Here is an 18,190-nt window from a genome sequence, read left to right on the forward strand (position 1 = left end):
GTCAGTTCCCCGAGGTCGGCTTGGTGGACGGGCGAGGCGCGCCGCTCGGCGTCGCCCGGGGGGTCGGCGCGGGCGACGGCTTCGGCGGGAGCACCGCGTCGCGCGGGTCGCTGCGCGGCGGCGCGACGACGACGGCCACGACGTCGAGGCTGGTGAACCGGACGAACGGGCGGACGTGCGCGGTGCGGGTCAGGCCGGCTCCGGCGTCCTCGATCCTCTCGACGACGCCGATCGGGACGCCCGGCACGTACGGGCGCTGGCCCTGCGAGCCGAGCGTGACGAGGCGCTGCCCGACCCGCATCGGCGCGTTCGCGTCGAGCAGCTGGAACCGCAGCGGCGACCCGTCGCCGCGCAGGCCCCGGCGGCCCCGGCCGCGCATGTAGCCGATCTCTTTGGAGCCCTCCAGCCGGGCGCCGACCGTGGACGCCTGGTCGGTGGCGAGCAGCACGGTCGCGGTGGCGGGGCCGACGCGGGTGACGCGGCCGACGAGCCCGTCGGCGGACAGCACCGTCATGTCGGCGCGGACGCCGCTGCGGCTGCCGACGTCGATGGTGACGGTGTCCTCGAAGCCCTGGCCGGCGGAGATGACGTGCGCGGCGCGGATCGTGTAGCCGCCCATCCCTGCGGTGCCGAGCAGCCGCCGCAGCTCGGCGGAGCGGTCCTCGTCGAGGCGGGCGGCGCGCAGCTGCTCGCGCAGCCGCTGGTTCTCGCGCTGCAGGCGGTCCGCGCGGCGCCGCTCGCCGGGCGCGTCGGTGATCGCGTCGAAGGTGTTGCCGACCGGCCGGACGACGGCCGCCGACGCCCGTTCCACGGGCCCGAACACCGCCGCGCCGACACCGCGGAGCCCGCGCAGCGGGGAGTCCTCGCCGCCGCGGTAGTCCACGGTGATCATCGTGAGCGCCGCGGCGAGCAGCACCCCGAGGACCATGCGGCTGCGCCGGGTGTCCTTCACGCGGCGGCCTCCCGTCTCGTGGTCATGACCGGGAGCTCAGTGCCGCGGCTCCGGGACGAGCACCTGCCGGAGGGACTCGAAGTCCTCCACGCACTTGCCCGTGCCGAGGACGACGGAGTCGAGCGGGGTGTCGACGAGGTGGATCGGCATGCCGGTCTCCTCGCGGAGCCGCTCGTCGAGGTTCTGCAGCAGCGCGCCGCCGCCGGTGAGGGCGATCCCGCGGTCCATGATGTCGCCGGACAGCTCCGGCGGGCACTTGTCGAGCGTCGTCTTCACCGCGTCCACGATGGAGTTGACCGGCTCCTCGATCGCGCGCCGCACCTCCTCGGCGGAGATGACGACGGTCTTCGGCAGGCCGCTGACGAGGTCGCGACCGCGGATCTCGGCGTGCGGCTCCTTCTCCCCGCCGGGATAGGCCGACCCGATCGCCATCTTGATCTCCTCGGAGGTGCGCTCCCCCAGCATCAGGGAGTACTCCTTCTTGGAGAACGCGATGATGGCCTGGTCGAGCTCGTCGCCGCCGACGCGGACGGACTGGCTGGTGACGATGCCGCCGAGCGAGATGATGGCGACCTCGGTCGTGCCGCCGCCGATGTCGACGACCATGTTGCCGGTCGGCTCGTACACGGGCAGCCCGGCGCCGATCGCGGCGGCCATCGGCTCCTCGATGATGTACACGCGCCGGGCCCCGGCCTGGTAGCCGGCCTCCTTCACCGCGCGCTGCTCCACGCCGGTGATGCCGCTCGGCACCGCCACCACGATGCGCGGCTTGGCGAAGTGCCGCCGCTTGTGCACCTTCTGGATGAAGTACCGCAGCATCCGCTCGGTGACGTCGAAGTCGGCGATGACGCCGTCCTTCAGCGGCCGGACCGCCACGATGTTCCCCGGCGTGCGGCCGATCATCCGCTTCGCCTCGATCCCCACCGCCACGATCTTGCCGGTGTTGGTGTTGATCGCGACGACGGACGGCTCGTTCAGGACGATCCCGCGGCCCCGGACGTACACCAGCGTGTTCGCGGTGCCGAGGTCGACCGCCATGTCACGGCCAAGGAACGACAGCTTGTTACCCATGGAGAAAGGGAGCCCTTCACGATTGACGGGCGTGTGCAGCGGCGCGTCCATCGTAACGTGCCGGGACGTCGGCGGGCAGTCGGTACGATGCCGGGATTCGCCCTGGGATCGGGCGCTGACCTGCCCTGTATCACGGAATGTGACGCGGGCCGGAAGCGTCCGGCCCGCGTGTGTCGGACGGGCGTCAGCCGAGCCCGGGGAAGAACAGCTTGATCTCGCGGTCGGCCGAGTAGGTGGAGTCCGACCCGTGCACGATGTTCTCGCCGATCTCCAGCGCGAAGTCGCCGCGGATCGTGCCGGGCGCCGCGCTCACCGGGTCGGTGGCGCCGGCCAGGGCGCGGAACGCCTCGATGGCGCGCGGGCCCTCGACCACCATGGCGACGAGCGGGCCGCCGGTGATGAAGTCGACCAGCTCGCCGAAGAACGGCTTGCTGGCGTGCTCCTCGTAGTGCGCCTCGGCGGTCTCGCGGGGCAGCGTCTTCAGCTCCAGCGCGACGAGCTTCAGGCCCTTGCGCTCGATCCGGGAGATGACCTCGCCGACGACGCCGCGGCGGACACCGTCGGGCTTGACAAGGACGAGAGTGCGCTCGGACACGGGTGATTCTCCTCAGGAAGTATCGGTACGGGTGGCGCACCCCGCCCCGCGGGGTTCCGGCCGGGCGTTCTGTCACGGCACGGCCTGCACACCACTGCGCCGCGAATCCTACCCGTCCCGGGCGTTCCTAGGCGCCCGGCCGGGCAGGAGGGACGCGGCGGCGAGCAGCAGCGCGGCCGCCCCGGCCGCGACGAGCCACTCGCGGTGGCCGGCGGTGAGCGCCGCGACCTGCCGCGCGTGCGTCAGCGGCCGTGCCCGCTGCAGCTGCGACGCCTGCAGCGACAGGACGAGGAGCTGCCCGGTCAGCACGGCGGGGAAGCACAGCGTGAGGCCGAACAGCGCCGCGCCGGGGGTCGCGTCGCGAAGGGACGCGGCGAGCGCGAGGCCGGTCCCGGCGCCGAGCGGGACGAGCAGCGCCCAGCGCCCGGCGTCCCCGCCGACCGCGAGCCCGGCCGGGAACGCGGCGACGATCAGCGCGTATCCGGCGAGGACGCCGGTGCGTGGGCGGGACGGCACGACCGCCGCCAGCGCGCCGGCGAGCGCGGCGCCGGCGGCCGCGGCGAACGGCGCGACGGGGACCGTCCCGCCGCCCGGAGGGCCGGCGGCGGCGAGACCGGCGAGCGGCCCGGCGACGGGATGGCACAGCAGTCCGGCGGCGACCATCGCGACCGCGCAGCCGGACGGGTCGCCCGCCGTCGCGTCCCGGCCCGCGGCGAGCGCCAGGCCGAGCAGGGCGGCGAGGCCCACCGCCGCGACGACGAGCCGCGCGCCCGGCGACCAGCCGTGCGCGGCGACGACGGCGAGCAGCGCGAGGCCCGCCGCGGGGACGAGCGGCAGCACGAGCCGCGCCCGCTCGGCACCGCGCGGCGGCGGCAGCGGGTCGGCCCGCCACCGCGGCACGGCGCAGGCCGCGGCGACGGCGAGCACGAGCGGCGCGGTCCACGGGAAGGGCGCGAGCGCGATCCGCCAGCCGTCGTTTCCGGGGGCGGGGACGGCGTTGAGCGCGAGCGGCGCCGCGAGCAGCAGCGCCCCGGCGAGGACGCCGGCCCACACGGCGGCGAGCGCCGGGCTGCGCCGCTCCCGGACCAGGACGAGCGCGGCGGGCAGAAGCAGCCCCGCCCCGGCGCCCAGCACCGTGCGGGCGGCCGCGACCTGCGGCACCGTGCCGGCGATCCGCGCCGCCGCGCAGCCGCCGAGCAGCAGCGCGCCGCCCGCCGCCAGCACGAGCGGCGGCGGCCACCGGCGAGCCGCGACGGACCCCACCGGGACCGCGAGGAGCAGGGCGGGCAGCGCCAGCCCGGTCGCGCGCAGCAGCGCCGCGACGTCCAGCGAGCCGAGGTCGCCCACGGCCGACGGGACGACCTCGGGGGTCGCGTCGGGAACGGTGAGGACGGCGGCGGGCACCGCGACGGCCGTGGCCGCCAGCGCGACGAGCGCCGCGCTCCATCTCCGCGCGCCGCGTTCGGACGGCGCGGCGGACGCGTCGGGCGAGGGGCTGGAGAGCACGCCCGTTCCTCCGGGGAGTCGGCGTAGCGGTTCACACGGGACGACTCCGCGAATCTAGCGCTCCTGCGCCCGCGCCGCCTTGCGTCCCAGCCAAATCGCCGTGCCCCAGAGCGCCCCGAAAACGACACCGAGGAAGAACATGGACGGCACCATGAACCCGACCGCGATGACGAGCACCTGGAGCACGGTCCCGGCGGGCACCGCCCACGAGAACCGCAGCAGGCCCGCCATGAGGAGGCACGCCACCGCGAGCCCCCCGCACACGCCGCCGGCGACGGCCGCGTCCACCTTCATGACGGTGATCGCCACCGGGATCGCCAGCGCGATCACGATCGCCTCGCACCCCAGCACGGCCGACAGCAGGCGCACGGCCGGATTCGCCGCCCGCTCGGCGGCGGCGCTCATCGCCGTCCCCCGTCCACTCTCAGCAGCGTTCGCGCGTCGCCCACGGTGACCACCGAACCGGTGATCAGGACTCCGGCGCCGCGGTACTCGCCGGTCTCCTCGGCGAGGCCGATGGCGCGGTCGATGGCGTCGTCCAGGCGCTCCGCGACATGGACGCGCTCCGCTCCGAAGACGCCCTCGGCCTCCTCCGCCAGCTCCTCGGGCGGCAGGGAGCGCGGGGACGAGTTGCGGGTCACGACGAGTTCGGCGAGAACGGGCTCCAGCTGGTCGAGGACGCCCGCGATGTCCTTGTCGGCGGCGATGGCGAGGACGCCGACCAGCCGGGTGAAGCCGAACGACTCGGTGATGGTGGCGACGGACGCCGCCATCCCGGACGGGTTGTGCGCCACGTCCAGCAGGACGGTCGGGCCGGTGCGGACGACCTCCAGCCGTCCGGGCGACGCCGAGCCGGCGAACCCGGCCCGCACGAGGGCGGGGTCCAGCTGCCCTTCGGCGCCGCCGATGTACGTCTCGCCCTTGGCGATGCGGGTCGCGGCCTCGAGGTCGACCTCGCCCCTGCTCGCCGTCCCGCTCGCGAACGCCTCCACGGCCGCCAGCGCGGTCGCGGCGTTGGACGCGTGGTGATCGCCGAACAGCGGCAGGAAGATCTCGTCGTAGGTCCCGTGCAGGCCGCGCAGCGCGAGCATCTGCCCGCCGACGGCGACGTCCCGGTTCAGCACGCCGAACTCCAGGCCCTCGCGGGCGGCCGCGGCGCCCGTCTCCGCGATGCGGCGCAGCAGCACCTCGGCGGCCTCGACCGGCTGCTGCGCGAGGACCGCCACCGCGCCCGGCTTGATGATGCCCGCCTTCTCGCCGGCGATCTCCTCGATGGTGTCGCCGAGGTAGCGGGTGTGGTCGAGGCCGATCGGGGTGACGACGGCGACGGTGCCGTCCGCGACGTTGGTGGCGTCCCAGGTGCCGCCCATGCCGACCTCGACGACGGCGACGTCGACCGGCGCGTCCGCGAACGCCGCGAACGCCATCGCGGTGAGGACCTCGAAGAACGACAGCCGGTTCTCGTGCTTGCCGTCGACGAGCTGGACGTACGGCAGGACGTCCCGGAAGGTCTCGGTGAACGCCTCCTCGCCGAGCGGCTCCCCGTCGATCGCGATGCGCTCGCGCAGGGTCGTCAGCTCGGGGCTGGTGTAGAGGCCGGTGCGGAGCCCGCGCTCGCGCAGCAGCGCCTCGATCAGCCGGGCGGTGCTGGTCTTGCCGTTCGTGCCCGCCACGTGGATGACCGGATACGCGCGCTGCGGCTCGCCGAGGACGTCCATGAGGTCGCGGACGCGGTCGAGCGTGGGATCGATCTCCCACTCGACGCCCCGGCCCATGATCGCCGCGACGGCGCCGCGGTAGTCGAGCGGTTCTGATGCCTCACTCACGGTCCGAGCCTACTGGGCGTGTCCGGGAGGTCGTGCCCGCGCACCGGCGTGGAAGCATGGGTCCGTGGGTGCCGACGAGGTGTTCTTCCGGGAGTGGCGGCGGCGCGCGCCGGGGGCGCGGCGGAGCCTCGCGCGGGCCCGCGCCCTGGCGGAGCTCCTCGGGGCGGCGGTTCCCGGCGTCCCGGTACTGACCGTCGTCGGGTCCAAGGGGAAGGGGACGGCGGCGACGTTCGCGTCGGCCGCGCTCGCGGCGGGCGGCCGGCGGGTGTGCACCGTCACGTCCCCCGGGCTCCGGACGAACCGGGACCGGATCCGGCTCGACGGGCATGCCGTCTCCGAGGCCGATCTGAAAGCGCTGGCCGACGCGCTGTCGCAGGCCGCCGGGATGCTGCCGCCGGATGAGGGCTACCTGTCGCCGTCCGGGGCCTTCACCGTCGCGGGGGTGCTGTTCGCCCGGTGGGCTTCGGCCGATGTCCTGGTGCTGGAGGCGGGGATGGGCGGGCGGTCGGACGAGGTGAGCCTCTTCCCGCCGGACGTCGCGGCCCTCACGCCGGTGTTCGCGGAGCATGTGGGAGTTCTCGGCGACACGGTCGCGGAGATCGCCGAGGAGAAGCTGGGCGTGGTGGGGGCGCGGACGCGCGCGGTCCTGTCCGCGCCGCAGTCCCCGGACGTGAGCGCGGCCCTGCGCGGGCGCGTCGAGTTCGTGGCGGACGGCGACGGCGGCGTGCCGTCCCGGCTGCTGCCTCCCGGGCTGGGGCGGGCCAGTGCCGAACTGGGGGTCGTCGCCGCCCGCCGCCTCACCGGGGACCCGCCGCCGGAAGCGCGGCTCCACGCGGTACTGGAGTCGCTCACCCTGCCGGGGCGGCTCTCGTGGCATCCGGTCCCCGGCACGGCCACGACCATCCTCGCCGACTGCGCCATCGACGGAACCGGCGTCGCCGCCGCCCGCGGCCGGTGGGGCGCCATCGACCACGCCGTCGTCTGCCTGCCCGACCACAAGGACCTCACCGGCGCGATCGCCGCCCTCGGCGACCTGCCCGTGACGTTCGTGCGGCTGCCGATTCCGCACCTGCGGTTCACCCGTCCGCTGCCGCCCGCCTGGGACGTCGTGGACGCCGGCGCCCTCACCCCCGAGTCGCTGGCCACCCTCGGTCACCGCGTCGCCGTCCTCGGGACCGTCTACTTCGTCGGGCGCGTCCTCGACCTGGTGGACGCCGACACGGAGCGTCTGTTCAGCGCCGAGGCTTCTCCACGTCCCGGCGGATCGCCCGCATGAGGTGCGCGAGTTCCGCCGCCCGCGCGTTCGCGGGGTCGGGCAGGGGGACGTCCGACGCCACGATCCCGAACGAGTCGCGGGTGGCCCACGCGCAGTAGGCGTGGACGTCGCCGAGGACGGCGAACGTGCCGCACATCGCCTTCCCGCCGCCCTGCCCGGGATCGTCCGCCGCCGACGTGATGACCGTCGTGGGGCGCATCCTGGCGAGGAACGCCCCCGGCTCGCCGACGCGGCCCGTCCCGCCCATGAACAGGATCTGCATCGGCCCCGCCGGAGGCTGCGCGTACACGGCGACGCCGTCCTTCGCGGCCGGGACACCGCCCGCCTGGACCGCTCCCTCGACGAACGGGTACGCGGCGGTCGCCGCCGGGGGCGTCTGGCCGCGGACCAGGCCGCCGGCCGTCGCCGCCGCGGCGATCCGCCGCGTGGACGCGGCGGGCCCGCCGGAGGCCCCGCTCTTCTCGCCGCCGCCCGTCCGGAGCACGACCACCCCCGCCACCAGGACGAGGAGCAGCACCGCGCCCGCCGCCGCCCCCAGAAGCAGGACGGGCGGCCTGCGGGACGCCGCCGGCGGAGCCTGCCCGTCCCAGCCCGCCGGGACGGGCGCGGCCGTGGGGTGCGGCCCGGTCCCCAGGGCGGGGTGCGGGCCCGTCCCCACGGCGGTGTGCGGGCCGGTCCCGACGGCCGGGTGGGCGCCGGAGCCCTCGCCGTCGGATGTCAGCCACCAGGGCCGCGACGAACCCCACGGCACGGGTGCCGTCGCGGCGCCGCCCTCGATCGCGCGGGACGCCTCCAGCTCGTCACCGGGCGCGGGGACCTGCGCGTCGGATCGCGGCGGTGACTCGGCCATTGCACTCCCCGAAGATTCCATTTGCCGCCAATGCCCCATTGGTCACAGGGATGGTAGCCCGGGGACGGGCGCGTCCGGCCGGTTCAGCCCGCCGGCAGCGCCGCGAGTTGCGCCTCCAGACGGGCCATGTCCGCCTCCGCCTGCGCGAGCCGGCCGCGGTTCTTCGCGACGACGGCCTCCGGCGCCTTCGCGAGGAACCCCTCGTTGCCGAGCTTGGCGCGCATCTGGCCCGCCTCCTTCCGGGCCGCGGCCAGGTCCTTCTCCAGCCGCCTCCGCTCGGCCGCGACGTCGATCGCCCCGGCGGTGTCGAGCCTGACCGTCACGCCCTCCACGGGCAGCGACGCCGTCGCCGCGAACCCGTCGCCCGGGACGGTCACCCGCAGCAGCGCCCGGACGCCCTCCTCGTGCGCGGCGAGCGGAGAGTCGCCCCACTCCAGCGCGGCGGCGACCTTCTGGCCCGGCTTCAGCCCCTGGTCGGCGCGGAACCGGCGGACCTCCGTGACGAGCCGCTGCAGCGACTCGACGATCTCCTCGGCGCCCCGGTCGGCGCGTCCGGCGTCCGCGGCCGGCCACGGCGCGGTGACGATCGTGTCGCCGCCCGTCAGCGACGTCCACAGCTCCTCGGTGACGAACGGGATCACCGGGTGCAGGAGCCGCAGCAGGTTGTCGAGCACCTCGCCCAGCACCCGCCGCGTGCTCTCGGCACGCTCGTCCGCGAGCTGGACCTTCGCCAGCTCCACGTACCAGTCGCACACCTCGTCCCACGCGAAGTGGTAGAGCGTCTCGCACGCCTTCGCGAAGTCGAACGCCTCCAGATGCGCGTCGACCTCCGCGATCACCGTCTGCAGCCGCGACAGGATCCACGCGTCGACGGTCGTGACCTCGGTGGGCAGGTCACCCCGCACATGCGCGCCGTTGATCATCGCGAAGCGGGTCGCGTTCCACAGCTTGTTGCAGAAGTTGCGGGAGCCCTGCGCCCAGTCCTCCGCCACCGGGACGTCCCCGCCGGGGTTCGCGCCGCGCAGCAGGGTGAAGCGGGTCGCGTCCGCGCCGTACTCGTCGATCCAGTCGAGCGGGTCGATGACGTTGCCGAACGACTTCGACATCTTCTTGCCGAACTGGTCGCGGACCATGCCGTGCAGCGCGATCGTCCGGAACGGGACCGCGCCGTCCATCGCGTACAGCCCGAACATCATCATGCGGGCGACCCAGAAGAACAGGATGTCGTACCCGGTGACCAGCACCGACGTCGGGTAGAAGCGCTCCAGGGACGGGGTCTTGTCCGGCCAGCCGAGCGTGGAGAACGGCCACAGCGCCGACGAGAACCACGTGTCGAGGACGTCGGAGTCCTGCGTGTACCCGGCGGGCGGCTCCTCGTCCGGACCCGGGCACACGACCTCGCCGTCCGGCCCGTACCAGACCGGGATGCGGTGCCCCCACCACAGCTGGCGGCTGATGCACCAGTCGTGCATGTCGTCGACCCACTCGAAGTAGCGGGCCGCCATCTCCGGCGGGTGGATCGCGACCCGGCCGTCCCGGACGGCGTCGCCCGCCGCCTTCGCCAGCGGCGCCACCTTGACGAACCACTGCAGCGACACCCGCGGCTCCACGACCGTCGCGCAGCGCTGGCAGTGCCCCACCGAGTGCTCGTACGGGCGGACCTCCTTGACGATCCGGCCCTCCTCCCGCAGCGCCGCCACGACCGCCGGGCGCGCCTCGAACCGGTCCAGGCCCTCGAACGGGCCGTGCGCGGTGACGACCCCCCGCTCGTCCATCACCGACAGGGACGGCAGGCCGTGCCGGCGGCCGATCTCGAAGTCGTTCGGGTCGTGCGCCGGGGTCACCTTGACCGCGCCGGTGCCGAACTCCGGGTCGACGTGCTCGTCCGCGACCACGGGGATGCGGCGGCCGGTCAGCGGCAGCTCGATCTCCCGCCCCACCAGGTGCCGGTACCGCTCGTCGTCGGGATGGACGGCCACGGCGGTGTCGCCGAGCATCGTCTCCGCCCGGGTCGTCGCGACGACGATCTCGTCCGCTCCGTTCCCGTACCGGATCGAGACGAGCTCGCCCTCCCGGTCCGCGTGCTCCACCTCGATGTCCGACAGCGCCGTCAGGCAGCGCGGGCACCAGTTGATGATCCGCTCGGCGCGGTGGATCAGGCCGTCGTCGAACAGCCGCTTGAAGATCGTCCGTACGGCGCGGGCGCGGTCGTCGTCCATCGTGAACGCCTCGCGCGACCAGTCGACGCTGTCGCCGAGCCGCCGCATCTGGCCGAGGATCCGTCCGCCGGACTCGCCCTTCCACTTCCAGACCCGCTCGACGAACCTCTCCCGCCCCAGGTCGTGCCGGGACAGGCCCTCCTTCGCCAGCTCCCGCTCCACGACGTTCTGCGTGGCGATGCCCGCGTGGTCCATGCCGGGCACCCACACCGTCTCGTGCCCCTGCATGCGGCGGCGCCGGATCAGCGTGTCCTGGATCGAGTGGTCGAGCGCGTGCCCCATGTGCAGGGACCCCGTCACGTTCGGCGGCGGGATCACGATCGAGTACGCGGGACGTCCCGGATCACGCCCGGGATCGGCGGTGAACAGCCCCGCCGATACCCAGCGCTCGTAGAGCCGGCCCTCGACCTCGGCCGGACGGTACTGGGTGGGCAGATCGACGTCGGCGGCACCGTGGCCGCGCTCGTTACCAGGCTGTGTCACGCCGGTAGATTCTACGGGCCCCCGACCCGGAACGCCCCGCCGCACCACCCGTCCCGCCGCGTACGTGCCGACGTGGAGGGCTGATCGGAGCGGGCTTTCCCGGTGGGGGCGGGACACCGGTCACCTGACATCGGGTCGCCCCACCCGCAAAGCTGTGGACGGCCGGACGCCGAGCGGAGAGGAAAACGGGATGCGAGCGCTAGTGGCACGCGTCGCCGTGCTGGCCGGCGCGTTCACCGCGGGCGCGGTGGCGGCGCACGTCGCGACCATCCCGCATCTCCTGCGCCTCACGTCCGACCTGCAGCGGTCCCGCGAGCGGATCCTCGCCAGCCACGAGGAGGAGCGGCGCCGGCTGCGCAACGACCTGCACGACGGCCTCGGCCCGACGCTCGCCAGCCTCGCGATGTCCCTGGACGCGGCGCGCCTCACCCTCGCGGGCGAGCCCGAGCGGATGGACCCCGTCCTGTCCGACGTCCGCGACCGGATCGCGACCGCCGTCGGCGAGATCCGCGACCTCGCGCACGGGCTGCGCCCGCCCGCGCTGGACGACCTCGGCCTCGTCGCCGCGATCGAGTCGTTCGCCGAGGGCTGCTGCGAGCGCGTCGACGTCCGGTTCGACGGCGACGCCGCCGACCTGCCCGCCGCCGTCGAGGTCGCCGCGTACCGGATCGTCCAGGAGGCCCTGACGAACATCCGGCTGCACGCCCCGAAGGGCACCGCGCTCGTCCACCTCGGCCGCGACGACGCCGACCTCCACGTGATGGTCGCCGACTCCGGACCGGGACCGCCGCTCAACGGCCACCCGAGGCCCCGGCGCGGCCTCGCGGCGATGAAGGAGTGGGCGGCCGAGCTCGGCGGCTCCTGCAGCATCACGCCCCGCGTCGGCGGCGGCACCGTCGTGACCGCCCGGCTGCCCCTCCCCGACCAGTACGATCGGGTTCCCCCCGCACACGCACGAGGCAGGCACAGGAAGTGACCGACACCATCAGGGTCCTGATCACCGACGACCACCCGGTGTTCCGGCAAGGGCTGAAGGGCCTGCTCCAGGCGCTCGGCGTCGAGGTCGTCGGTGAGGCCGAATGCGGCCCGGACGCCGTGCAGCTGTCCGCCGAGCTCCAGCCGGACGTCGTCGTCATGGACCTCCACATGCCCGGCGGCAACGGCATCGAGGCGACCCGCACCATCACCCGCACGTCGCCGCGCATCGGCGTCCTCGTGCTGACGATGTTCCGCGACGACGACTCCGTCTTCGCGGCCATGCGCGCGGGCGCCCGCGGCTACCTGCTGAAGGAGTCGGGCGCCGAGGAGATCGCCCGCGCGGTCCGGGCCGTCGCCGCCGGCGAGGCGATCTACGGGCCGGAGATCGCGCGCCGCGTCCTGACCTACTTCACCGACATGCCCGACCCGCGCCAGGCCGCGTTCCCGCAGCTCACGGAGCGGGAGCGGGAGGTCCTCGAACTGATCGCGCAGGGCCGCAGCAACGCGGAGATCGCCGCGACGCTCTTCCTGAGCCAGAAGACCGTCCGCAACCACGTGTCGAACATCTTCATGAAGCTGCACGTGGCCGACCGGGCGCAGGCGATCGTCCTGGCGCGCGAGGCGGGGCTGGGCGACTCCCGCACCTGACCGGAATGACAGACTTGCCGCACCTTGCGGAAGGAGATCCATGTCTGTCGCCCGTCGGATGTGGCACCAGCTCGAAGCCGTCCACGCCCTGTTCTGGTACGCCCCCGAGACGTCCGCCGCAGCCGCCGCGCTCGGTTACAAGACCGACACCATGTGGCCGCACTACTTCGCGTGGCGGGCCGCTCCCCTCGGAGCCGCCGGCGTGGAGCGCGTCGCGTCGGCGTTCTACGTCTTCAGCCCCCGGCTGGTGGCCGAGCACATCCCGGCCGCCTGGGCGATCGCCTCGCCCGACCACGTCCTGGACGCCCGGCTGCGCGCCGTGGACGACGTGTACCGCCCCCTCCTCGAAGGCGACCCGACCGAGGCGGCCGCCCTGGCGCGGGAGGCCGCCGGGGCGGCGGACCTCGCGGGCCGCGCCCTCTCCGCCGCGAACGCCGAACTGCCCTGGCCGGACGAGCCCCACCTCGCCCTCTGGCACGCCCTCGGCATCCTCCGGGAGCACCGCGGCGACGGCCACTTCGCGGCGCTCCTCGCGGCCGGCCTCGACCCGGTCGAGGCGCTCGTCTCCTTCACCGCCATCGACGCCGCCTCCCGCAAGACCCTCTCCACCCGCGGCTGGACGGACGAGGAATGGGACGCCGCGCGGGAACGCCTCGTCTCCCGCGGCCTGCTGAACCCCGACGGCACCGCCACCGACGCCTGCCGCGACCTCCGCGACTCCGTCGAGCGCGTCACGGACGACCTGGCCCGGCGCCCGTGGGAGGCCCTGGGCGAGGTGAAGGCCGAACGCCTGGCCGAGCTGATCCGCCCCCTCCTGGTGAGGGTGCTGAAGACGGGCCACCTGCCGACGGAGAACGCCCTCGGCATCGGAAAGGTGCAAGCGCCGCCCCGCTGATACCGGATACTCGACGGTATGGCGCTCATCGTCTTCGTGACCCTGCCGGGCCTCGTCCTGCTGCTGACCGCCGTCGCCTTCGTCGACCAGCTGATGCTGCGCGCCGGACGCACCGGCGTCCTCCCGTGGCGCTCCGGCGCGCGCCAAGGCCAGGTGTCGGCGACCGGTTTCGAGCACCTGCACGCGTCCTTCTCCCCGGGCAAGGCCCACGAGCTGAAGGAACGCCACTCCGCGCTCCTCCAGCGCGACGACGAGGAGGACGGCGCGCCCCGCACGACCGTCGACCTGGACGGCGGAAAGGCGACGATCAGGCCCCCGCGCTGAGCCCCCCGCCGCCGCGACGTGCCGCCACGAGGACGTCACCGGCCTCCGTCCGGTAGTACAGGACCGAACGGCCGGTACGGCGACGGTGGACCAGGCCCGCGTCGAACAGGACCCTGAGGTGGCGGCCCACCGAACCGAGGCCCTGACCGGTCACGGCGACCAGCTCCGTCGTGGTCATGGGACTGCCGAGAAGGACGAGAACACCCGCCCGCGCCGACCCGAGCAGCCGCCCAAGACCGTCCGGGAGCGGCGCCCTCCCCACCCCGGCGAGCGTCCCCGAGCAGGGATAGACAACGGCGTTCCGATCTGTGCTATCCCAGCAGAGCCAGCTCTGACACAGCGTCACGGGAACGAACATCAGCTGAGCCGCGGAGAGTTCGCGCGGGGGATGGTCGTGCGCGGTGATCTGCAGCCGCCCGTCCCCCAGCCACCGCATGCCAGGACGCATGCCGTCCAGCGCCGCCGCCCATCCCCCCTCGCTCAGCCTCGCGGTGCGAGCGACGATGTCGGCCTTGATGATCTCGCGGCGGCGCGGCCAGTCGGCGGCGACCGCCGTGTCCCAGATCCATTGCAGCAGGTCGGCGGTGCGGTCAGCGAGATCATCACGGTGCAGTGCGGCGGGGAGCGGGACACCGAGCGACACGGTGAGATCGGCACGGGCGGTGTCCGAAGGCGTCCTGCGTATGCGGGACAGTTCCCGCGCGAAATCGGGTTCGTCCTCGCCGGTGGGGGTGGGCGTGAGGAAGGTGGCGTTCCACGTGCTGCCCAACGCCGCCCGGATCAGCAGGCCGGTGACGGGGTCGCCCGCGATGCGCGCTCCGTAGGCGGGCAGGTGGGCGTCGAGCCAGGCGCGCTCGCCGGGGTGCGCCGCCGTGGCGCGCTCCAGCGTCTTGAGGACCGCGATCACCTCGGCCAGGGGTGAGACGACGAAGCGTACGCGCGCGAGCGTGTCCGCGTTGACCTGCCACCACCCCATCGTTTCGCCTCCCAGCGAAACAGTACCCGCCTGCCCGCGCCCTCTCCGAGACTCCGCGGATGCGCACATATCAGGGGCTCTTCCGGACGCCGGAGTTCACACCGCTTTTCCTCACGTCCGCCGGCCAGGTCGCGGCGCAGACGGTGAGCGGCCTGGCGCTGGCCGTGCTGGTCTACACGGCGACCGGCTCACCCCTGCTGTCGTCCCTGGCCATGTTCGGTCCCGCCCTTGCACACGTGCTCGGGGCGGCGACGCTGCTGTCGGCCGCCGACGGGCTGCCGCCGCGCACCGCCCTGACGGTCCTCTCACTGGCCTTCGGGCTCGGCACCGCCGCGCTGGCCGTCCCCGGGCTGCCGCTGTGGGTGCTCTTCGGGGTCACGCTCGCGCTAGGCGCGGCCGGCGCCCTGGGCGGGGGCGTACGGTACGGGCTGCTCAACGAGATCGTCGCGCGGGACGGATACCTGCTCGGACGCTCCGTGCTGAACATCGCGTCCGGGGTGGTGCAGGTCTGCGGGTTCGCGGGCGGCGGGGTGCTCGTCGCCGTCCTGTCGCCGCGCGGCGCGCTGCTCACCGCGGCCGCGGCGCATCTCGCGTGCGCAGCCGTCGCTCGGCTCGGCCTGCGCGCACGGCCACCGCGCGCGGCGGGACGCCCCTCCGCGGCGGCGACCTGGCGCGGCAACGCGCGGCTCTGGTCGTGCCCCGCACGGCGTCGCGTCTACATGGCACTCTGGGTGCCGAACGGGCTGATCGTGGGTTGCGAATCCCTCTACGTTCCGTATTCGCCCCGGCACGCGGGCCTGCTGTTCGCCTGCGGGGCGGCGGGCATGCTGGCCGGCGACATATGGGTCGGCCGTTTCGTCTCCCGGCGGTGGCGGGAGCGGCTCGCCCTCCCGCTGTGCCTGCTGCTGGCCCTGCCGTACCTGATCTTCGTTCTGAACCCCGCGCCCGCGGTGGCGATGGTGGCCGTCACGATCGCCACCGTCGGGTACGCGTCCGGGCTCGTTCTGCAGGAACGGCTGATGGAGGCTACGCCGGACGAGTTGAGCGGGCACGCGCTCGGGCTCCACTCGTCCGGCATGCTCGCGGCTCAGGGCGGCGGCGCGGCGCTGGCGGGCGGCCTCGCCGAGGTCACCGCACCCTCGGCGGCGATCGCCGCCCTGGCGGCGGCGTCCGCGCTGGTCGCCCTGTCCATCCTGCGCGGAACGGGGGTCAGGCCTTCGGCTGGGTGAAGCGGATGCTGTTGCCGAAGGGGTCGCGGAGGCCGGCGTCGATGCCGTACGGCTGCTCGGTCGGCTCCTGGGTGAACTCGACGCCCTTGGCGAGGAGCGTCTCGTACGTCTTGCGGCAGTCGTCCGTGGAGAAGAAGAGGTGGCCGCCGGTCGCGCCCTTGGTCAGCAGCTCGCGGACCTGCTGCGCGGTCTCCTCCGACATCATCGGGCCGCCCGGCTTCTCCAGCAGGATCTCGCGGTCCGGGGCGTCGGGGACGTTGACCGTCAGCCAGCGCATGAAGCCGAGGTCGATGTCGCTCTTGACCTCCAGGCCGAGCTTGCCGACGTAGAAGTCGAGGGCCTCGTCCTGGTCGAGGACGTAGATCTGCGAGTGCGTGATGGCGTTGAACATGTGGATCACGCTACCGAGGGCGGCGCCGGAAAACTTATCCGAAACTGCTCTGTCGGCGGTCAGCCCCGCGGGCGGGTCCACGCCATCGTGAAGCAGGTCGGCACGTGCTTGGCCGTCGCCTCCTTGCGGTACTCGCGCGGCGAGCGGCCGACGATGTCGCGGAAGGTGCGGCTGAAGGTGCCCGGGCTGCCGAAGCCGACCTCGAAGCAGATGTCGGTGATGCTGCGGTCGGTCTGCCGCAGCAGGTACATCGCCCGCTCCACCCGGCGGCGCTGGAGGTAGCGGTGCGGGGTCTCGCCGAACGTGGCGCGGAACGTGCGGGTGAAGTGAGCCTCGGACACGTGGGCGATGCGGGCCAGGGACGGGACGTCCAGGGGCTCGGCATAGGCGCGGTCCATCGCGTCCCGCGCGCGGAGCATGCGGCGGTTGGTGTCCTCGGTGGCGCGGCTCACGACGCCATCTCACCATGTCCGGAGCGGTGCGGCGTCCTTGAAGGAAAGTTGGCGAAAGGACTACCGATGACGCTCCGTGCTGGATAACGTACTCCATGACGTCATCATCTTCCGGGAAAGCGGAACGCCCCCGGGCGGGCCGGGGGCGTTCGTCCGTTCGTCAGGCCGACTTCTCGCGCGGTTCGCGCTTCGGGCGGTCGCGCGGGACGAGGGTCGGGTTCACGTGCTCCAGGACGGCCTCGCGGGTGATGACGACGCGGGCGACGTCATGGCGCGACGGGACCTCGTACATGACCGAGAGGAGGACCTCCTCCATGATCGCGCGGAGGCCGCGGGCGCCGGTGCCGCGGAGGATGGCCTGGTCGGCGATCGCCTCGAGGGCGTCGTCGGTGAACTCCAGGTCGACGCCGTCCAGCTCGAACAGCCGGTGGTACTGGCGCACCAGGGCGTTCTTCGGCTCGGTCAGGATGTTGATCAGCGCCTGGCGGTCCAGGTTGTGGACCGACGTGATCACCGGGAGCCGGCCGATGAACTCGGGGATCATCCCGAACTTCAGCAGGTCCTCCGGCATCACGTCGCCGAGGACGGCGGAGGACTCCCCGAAGTCGGCCTTGGAGCGGATCTGGGCGCCGAAGCCCATCCCCTGCTTGCCGACCCGCGACTCGACGATCTTCTCCAGGCCGGCGAAGGCGCCGCCGCAGATGAACAGCACGTTCGTGGTGTCGATCTGGATGAACTCCTGGTGGGGGTGCTTGCGTCCGCCCTGCGGCGGGACGCTCGCGGTGGTGCCCTCCAGGATCTTCAGCAGGGCCTGCTGGACGCCCTCACCGGAGACGTCCCGGGTGATCGACGGGTTCTCGCTCTTGCGGGCGACCTTGTCGACCTCATCGATGTAGATGATCCCGGTCTCGGCCTTCTTGACGTCGTAGTCGGCCGCCTGGATCAGTTTCAGGAGGATGTTCTCGACATCCTCGCCGACGTATCCGGCCTCCGTCAGCGCCGTGGCGTCCGCGATCGCGAACGGGACGTTGAGGAGTTTGGCGAGCGTCTGCGCGAGCAGCGTCTTGCCGGATCCGGTCGGGCCGAGCAGCAGGATGTTCGACTTGCCGATCTCGACCGGGTCGTCCCGGCCGGAATCACCCGACTGGATCCGCTTGTAGTGGTTGTACACGGCGACGGACAGGGCCTTCTTCGCCGTGTCCTGCCCGATGACGTACGAGTCGAGGAACTCGTAGATCTCGCGCGGCTTGGGCAGGTTGTCCCACTTGAGGTCGGAGGTCTCGGACAGCTCCTCCTCGATGATCTCGTTGCAGAGATCGATGCACTCGTCGCAGATGTACACGCCCGGACCCGCGATGAGCTTCTTGACCTGCTTCTGGCTCTTCCCGCAGAACGAGCACTTGAGCAGGTCACCACCGTCGCCGATGCGTGCCACCCAACTGTCTCCTTTTCGTGGGGCCGCCCGCCCTGAGAGGTTGCGGCGGGTTCTCGGTCTTGCGTCCCGAGGGCTCTCGACGTT

Annotated in this window: 18 protein-coding genes; 6 read left to right on the top strand and 12 right to left on the bottom strand. The window is 73.5% G+C overall.

What is annotated here, in order from left to right:
• Nucleotide 1: 1 nt before the first annotated feature.
• The 6 genes from mreC to IE99_RS0116395 form a co-directional block, all read right to left on the bottom strand.
• The gene (gene mreC / locus IE99_RS0116370) at nt 2–952 is read right to left on the bottom strand and encodes a rod shape-determining protein MreC (RefSeq protein WP_030170845.1); all 951 of its coding nucleotides are present in this window, start codon (nt 950–952) and stop codon (nt 2–4) included.
• Nucleotides 953–988: 36 nt separating this feature from the next.
• Nucleotides 989–2,023, bottom strand: a complete 1,035-nt coding sequence (locus IE99_RS0116375; protein ID WP_030170848.1) for a rod shape-determining protein — start codon at nt 2,021–2,023, stop codon at nt 989–991.
• Nucleotides 2,024–2,207: 184 nt separating this feature from the next.
• On the bottom strand, nt 2,208–2,618 hold the full coding sequence (ndk, locus tag IE99_RS0116380) for a nucleoside-diphosphate kinase (RefSeq protein WP_030170851.1): 411 nt from the start codon (nt 2,616–2,618) through the stop codon (nt 2,208–2,210).
• Nucleotides 2,619–2,726: 108 nt separating this feature from the next.
• A complete protein-coding gene (locus IE99_RS29280; protein WP_037559570.1) occupies nt 2,727–4,124 on the bottom strand; it encodes a hypothetical protein in 1,398 nt (465 codons plus the stop codon).
• Nucleotides 4,125–4,178: 54 nt separating this feature from the next.
• On the bottom strand, nt 4,179–4,529 hold the full coding sequence (locus IE99_RS0116390; protein WP_030170853.1) for a DUF4233 domain-containing protein: 351 nt from the start codon (nt 4,527–4,529) through the stop codon (nt 4,179–4,181).
• Nucleotides 4,526–5,899 (bottom strand): bifunctional folylpolyglutamate synthase/dihydrofolate synthase, encoded by a 1,374-nt coding sequence (locus IE99_RS0116395; protein WP_051712628.1) that lies wholly within the window; start codon nt 5,897–5,899, stop codon nt 4,526–4,528. The genes IE99_RS0116390 and IE99_RS0116395 overlap by 4 nt, the downstream gene beginning before the upstream one ends.
• Before the next feature lie 115 nt (nt 5,900–6,014).
• Here IE99_RS0116395 and IE99_RS0116400 point away from each other — a divergent pair, with 115 nt between their 5' ends.
• Complete coding sequence (locus IE99_RS0116400; protein WP_030170860.1) at nt 6,015–7,226, top strand: folylpolyglutamate synthase/dihydrofolate synthase family protein; 1,212 nt, start codon at nt 6,015–6,017, stop codon at nt 7,224–7,226.
• Here IE99_RS0116400 and IE99_RS0116405 read toward each other — a convergent pair.
• Both IE99_RS0116405 and IE99_RS0116410 read right to left on the bottom strand, forming a co-directional pair.
• Complete coding sequence (locus tag IE99_RS0116405; RefSeq protein WP_030170863.1) at nt 7,183–8,076, bottom strand: hypothetical protein; 894 nt, start codon at nt 8,074–8,076, stop codon at nt 7,183–7,185. The genes IE99_RS0116400 and IE99_RS0116405 overlap by 44 nt on opposite strands.
• 83 nt (nt 8,077–8,159) lie before the next feature.
• Nucleotides 8,160–10,778 carry a valine--tRNA ligase gene (locus IE99_RS0116410; RefSeq protein WP_030170865.1) on the bottom strand — a complete coding sequence of 873 codons (2,619 nt, stop codon included), beginning with the start codon at nt 10,776–10,778 and terminating at the stop codon, nt 8,160–8,162.
• Between the two features lie 190 nt (nt 10,779–10,968).
• Between IE99_RS0116410 and IE99_RS0116415 the strand changes: the two genes are divergently transcribed.
• Genes IE99_RS0116415 through IE99_RS0116430 form a run of 4 tightly spaced genes read left to right on the top strand, consistent with a single transcriptional unit; the run spans nt 10,969 to nt 13,623 of the window.
• Nucleotides 10,969–11,754, top strand: coding sequence for a sensor histidine kinase (locus IE99_RS0116415; protein ID WP_051712581.1), 786 nt, complete (start codon nt 10,969–10,971; stop codon nt 11,752–11,754).
• Entirely contained in the window at nt 11,751–12,404 is a 654-nt protein-coding gene (locus IE99_RS0116420) for a response regulator transcription factor (protein ID WP_030170872.1), read from the top strand. Before IE99_RS0116415 ends, IE99_RS0116420 begins: the two co-directional genes overlap by 4 nt.
• A 40-nt stretch (nt 12,405–12,444) precedes the next feature.
• Nucleotides 12,445–13,299, top strand: a complete 855-nt coding sequence (locus tag IE99_RS0116425) for an SCO6745 family protein (protein WP_030170875.1) — start codon at nt 12,445–12,447, stop codon at nt 13,297–13,299.
• An 18-nt stretch (nt 13,300–13,317) separates the two neighbouring features.
• Nucleotides 13,318–13,623 carry a DUF6191 domain-containing protein gene (locus tag IE99_RS0116430; RefSeq protein WP_030170877.1) on the top strand — a complete coding sequence of 102 codons (306 nt, stop codon included), beginning with the start codon at nt 13,318–13,320 and terminating at the stop codon, nt 13,621–13,623.
• On the opposite strand, the gene IE99_RS0116435 is transcribed toward IE99_RS0116430, so the two are convergent.
• Nucleotides 13,607–14,599 carry a helix-turn-helix domain-containing protein gene (locus IE99_RS0116435; protein WP_030170879.1) on the bottom strand — a complete coding sequence of 331 codons (993 nt, stop codon included), beginning with the start codon at nt 14,597–14,599 and terminating at the stop codon, nt 13,607–13,609. The two genes, IE99_RS0116430 and IE99_RS0116435, sit on opposite strands and share 17 nt — an antisense overlap.
• A 59-nt stretch (nt 14,600–14,658) precedes the next feature.
• Between IE99_RS0116435 and IE99_RS0116440 the strand changes: the two genes are divergently transcribed.
• The gene (locus IE99_RS0116440; RefSeq protein ID WP_030170881.1) at nt 14,659–15,828 is read left to right on the top strand and encodes an MFS transporter; all 1,170 of its coding nucleotides are present in this window, start codon (nt 14,659–14,661) and stop codon (nt 15,826–15,828) included.
• On the opposite strand, the gene IE99_RS0116445 is transcribed toward IE99_RS0116440, so the two are convergent.
• From IE99_RS0116445 to clpX, 3 genes are all read right to left on the bottom strand, one after another.
• Nucleotides 15,809–16,219 (bottom strand): VOC family protein, encoded by a 411-nt coding sequence (locus IE99_RS0116445; protein ID WP_030170883.1) that lies wholly within the window; start codon nt 16,217–16,219, stop codon nt 15,809–15,811. The two genes, IE99_RS0116440 and IE99_RS0116445, sit on opposite strands and share 20 nt — an antisense overlap.
• Nucleotides 16,220–16,278: 59 nt before the next feature.
• Nucleotides 16,279–16,671: a helix-turn-helix domain-containing protein gene (locus tag IE99_RS0116450; protein ID WP_030170885.1), complete on the bottom strand. Its 393-nt coding sequence runs from the start codon at nt 16,669–16,671 to the stop codon at nt 16,279–16,281.
• Nucleotides 16,672–16,831: 160 nt separating this feature from the next.
• The gene (gene clpX, locus IE99_RS0116455; protein ID WP_030170887.1) at nt 16,832–18,106 is read right to left on the bottom strand and encodes an ATP-dependent Clp protease ATP-binding subunit ClpX; all 1,275 of its coding nucleotides are present in this window, start codon (nt 18,104–18,106) and stop codon (nt 16,832–16,834) included.
• Between the last annotated feature and the right edge of the window lie 84 nt (nt 18,107–18,190).

The sequence above is a fragment of the Spirillospora albida genome (assembly GCF_000718255.1).
Taxonomy (GTDB): Bacteria; Actinomycetota; Actinomycetes; order Streptosporangiales; family Streptosporangiaceae; genus Spirillospora; species Spirillospora albida.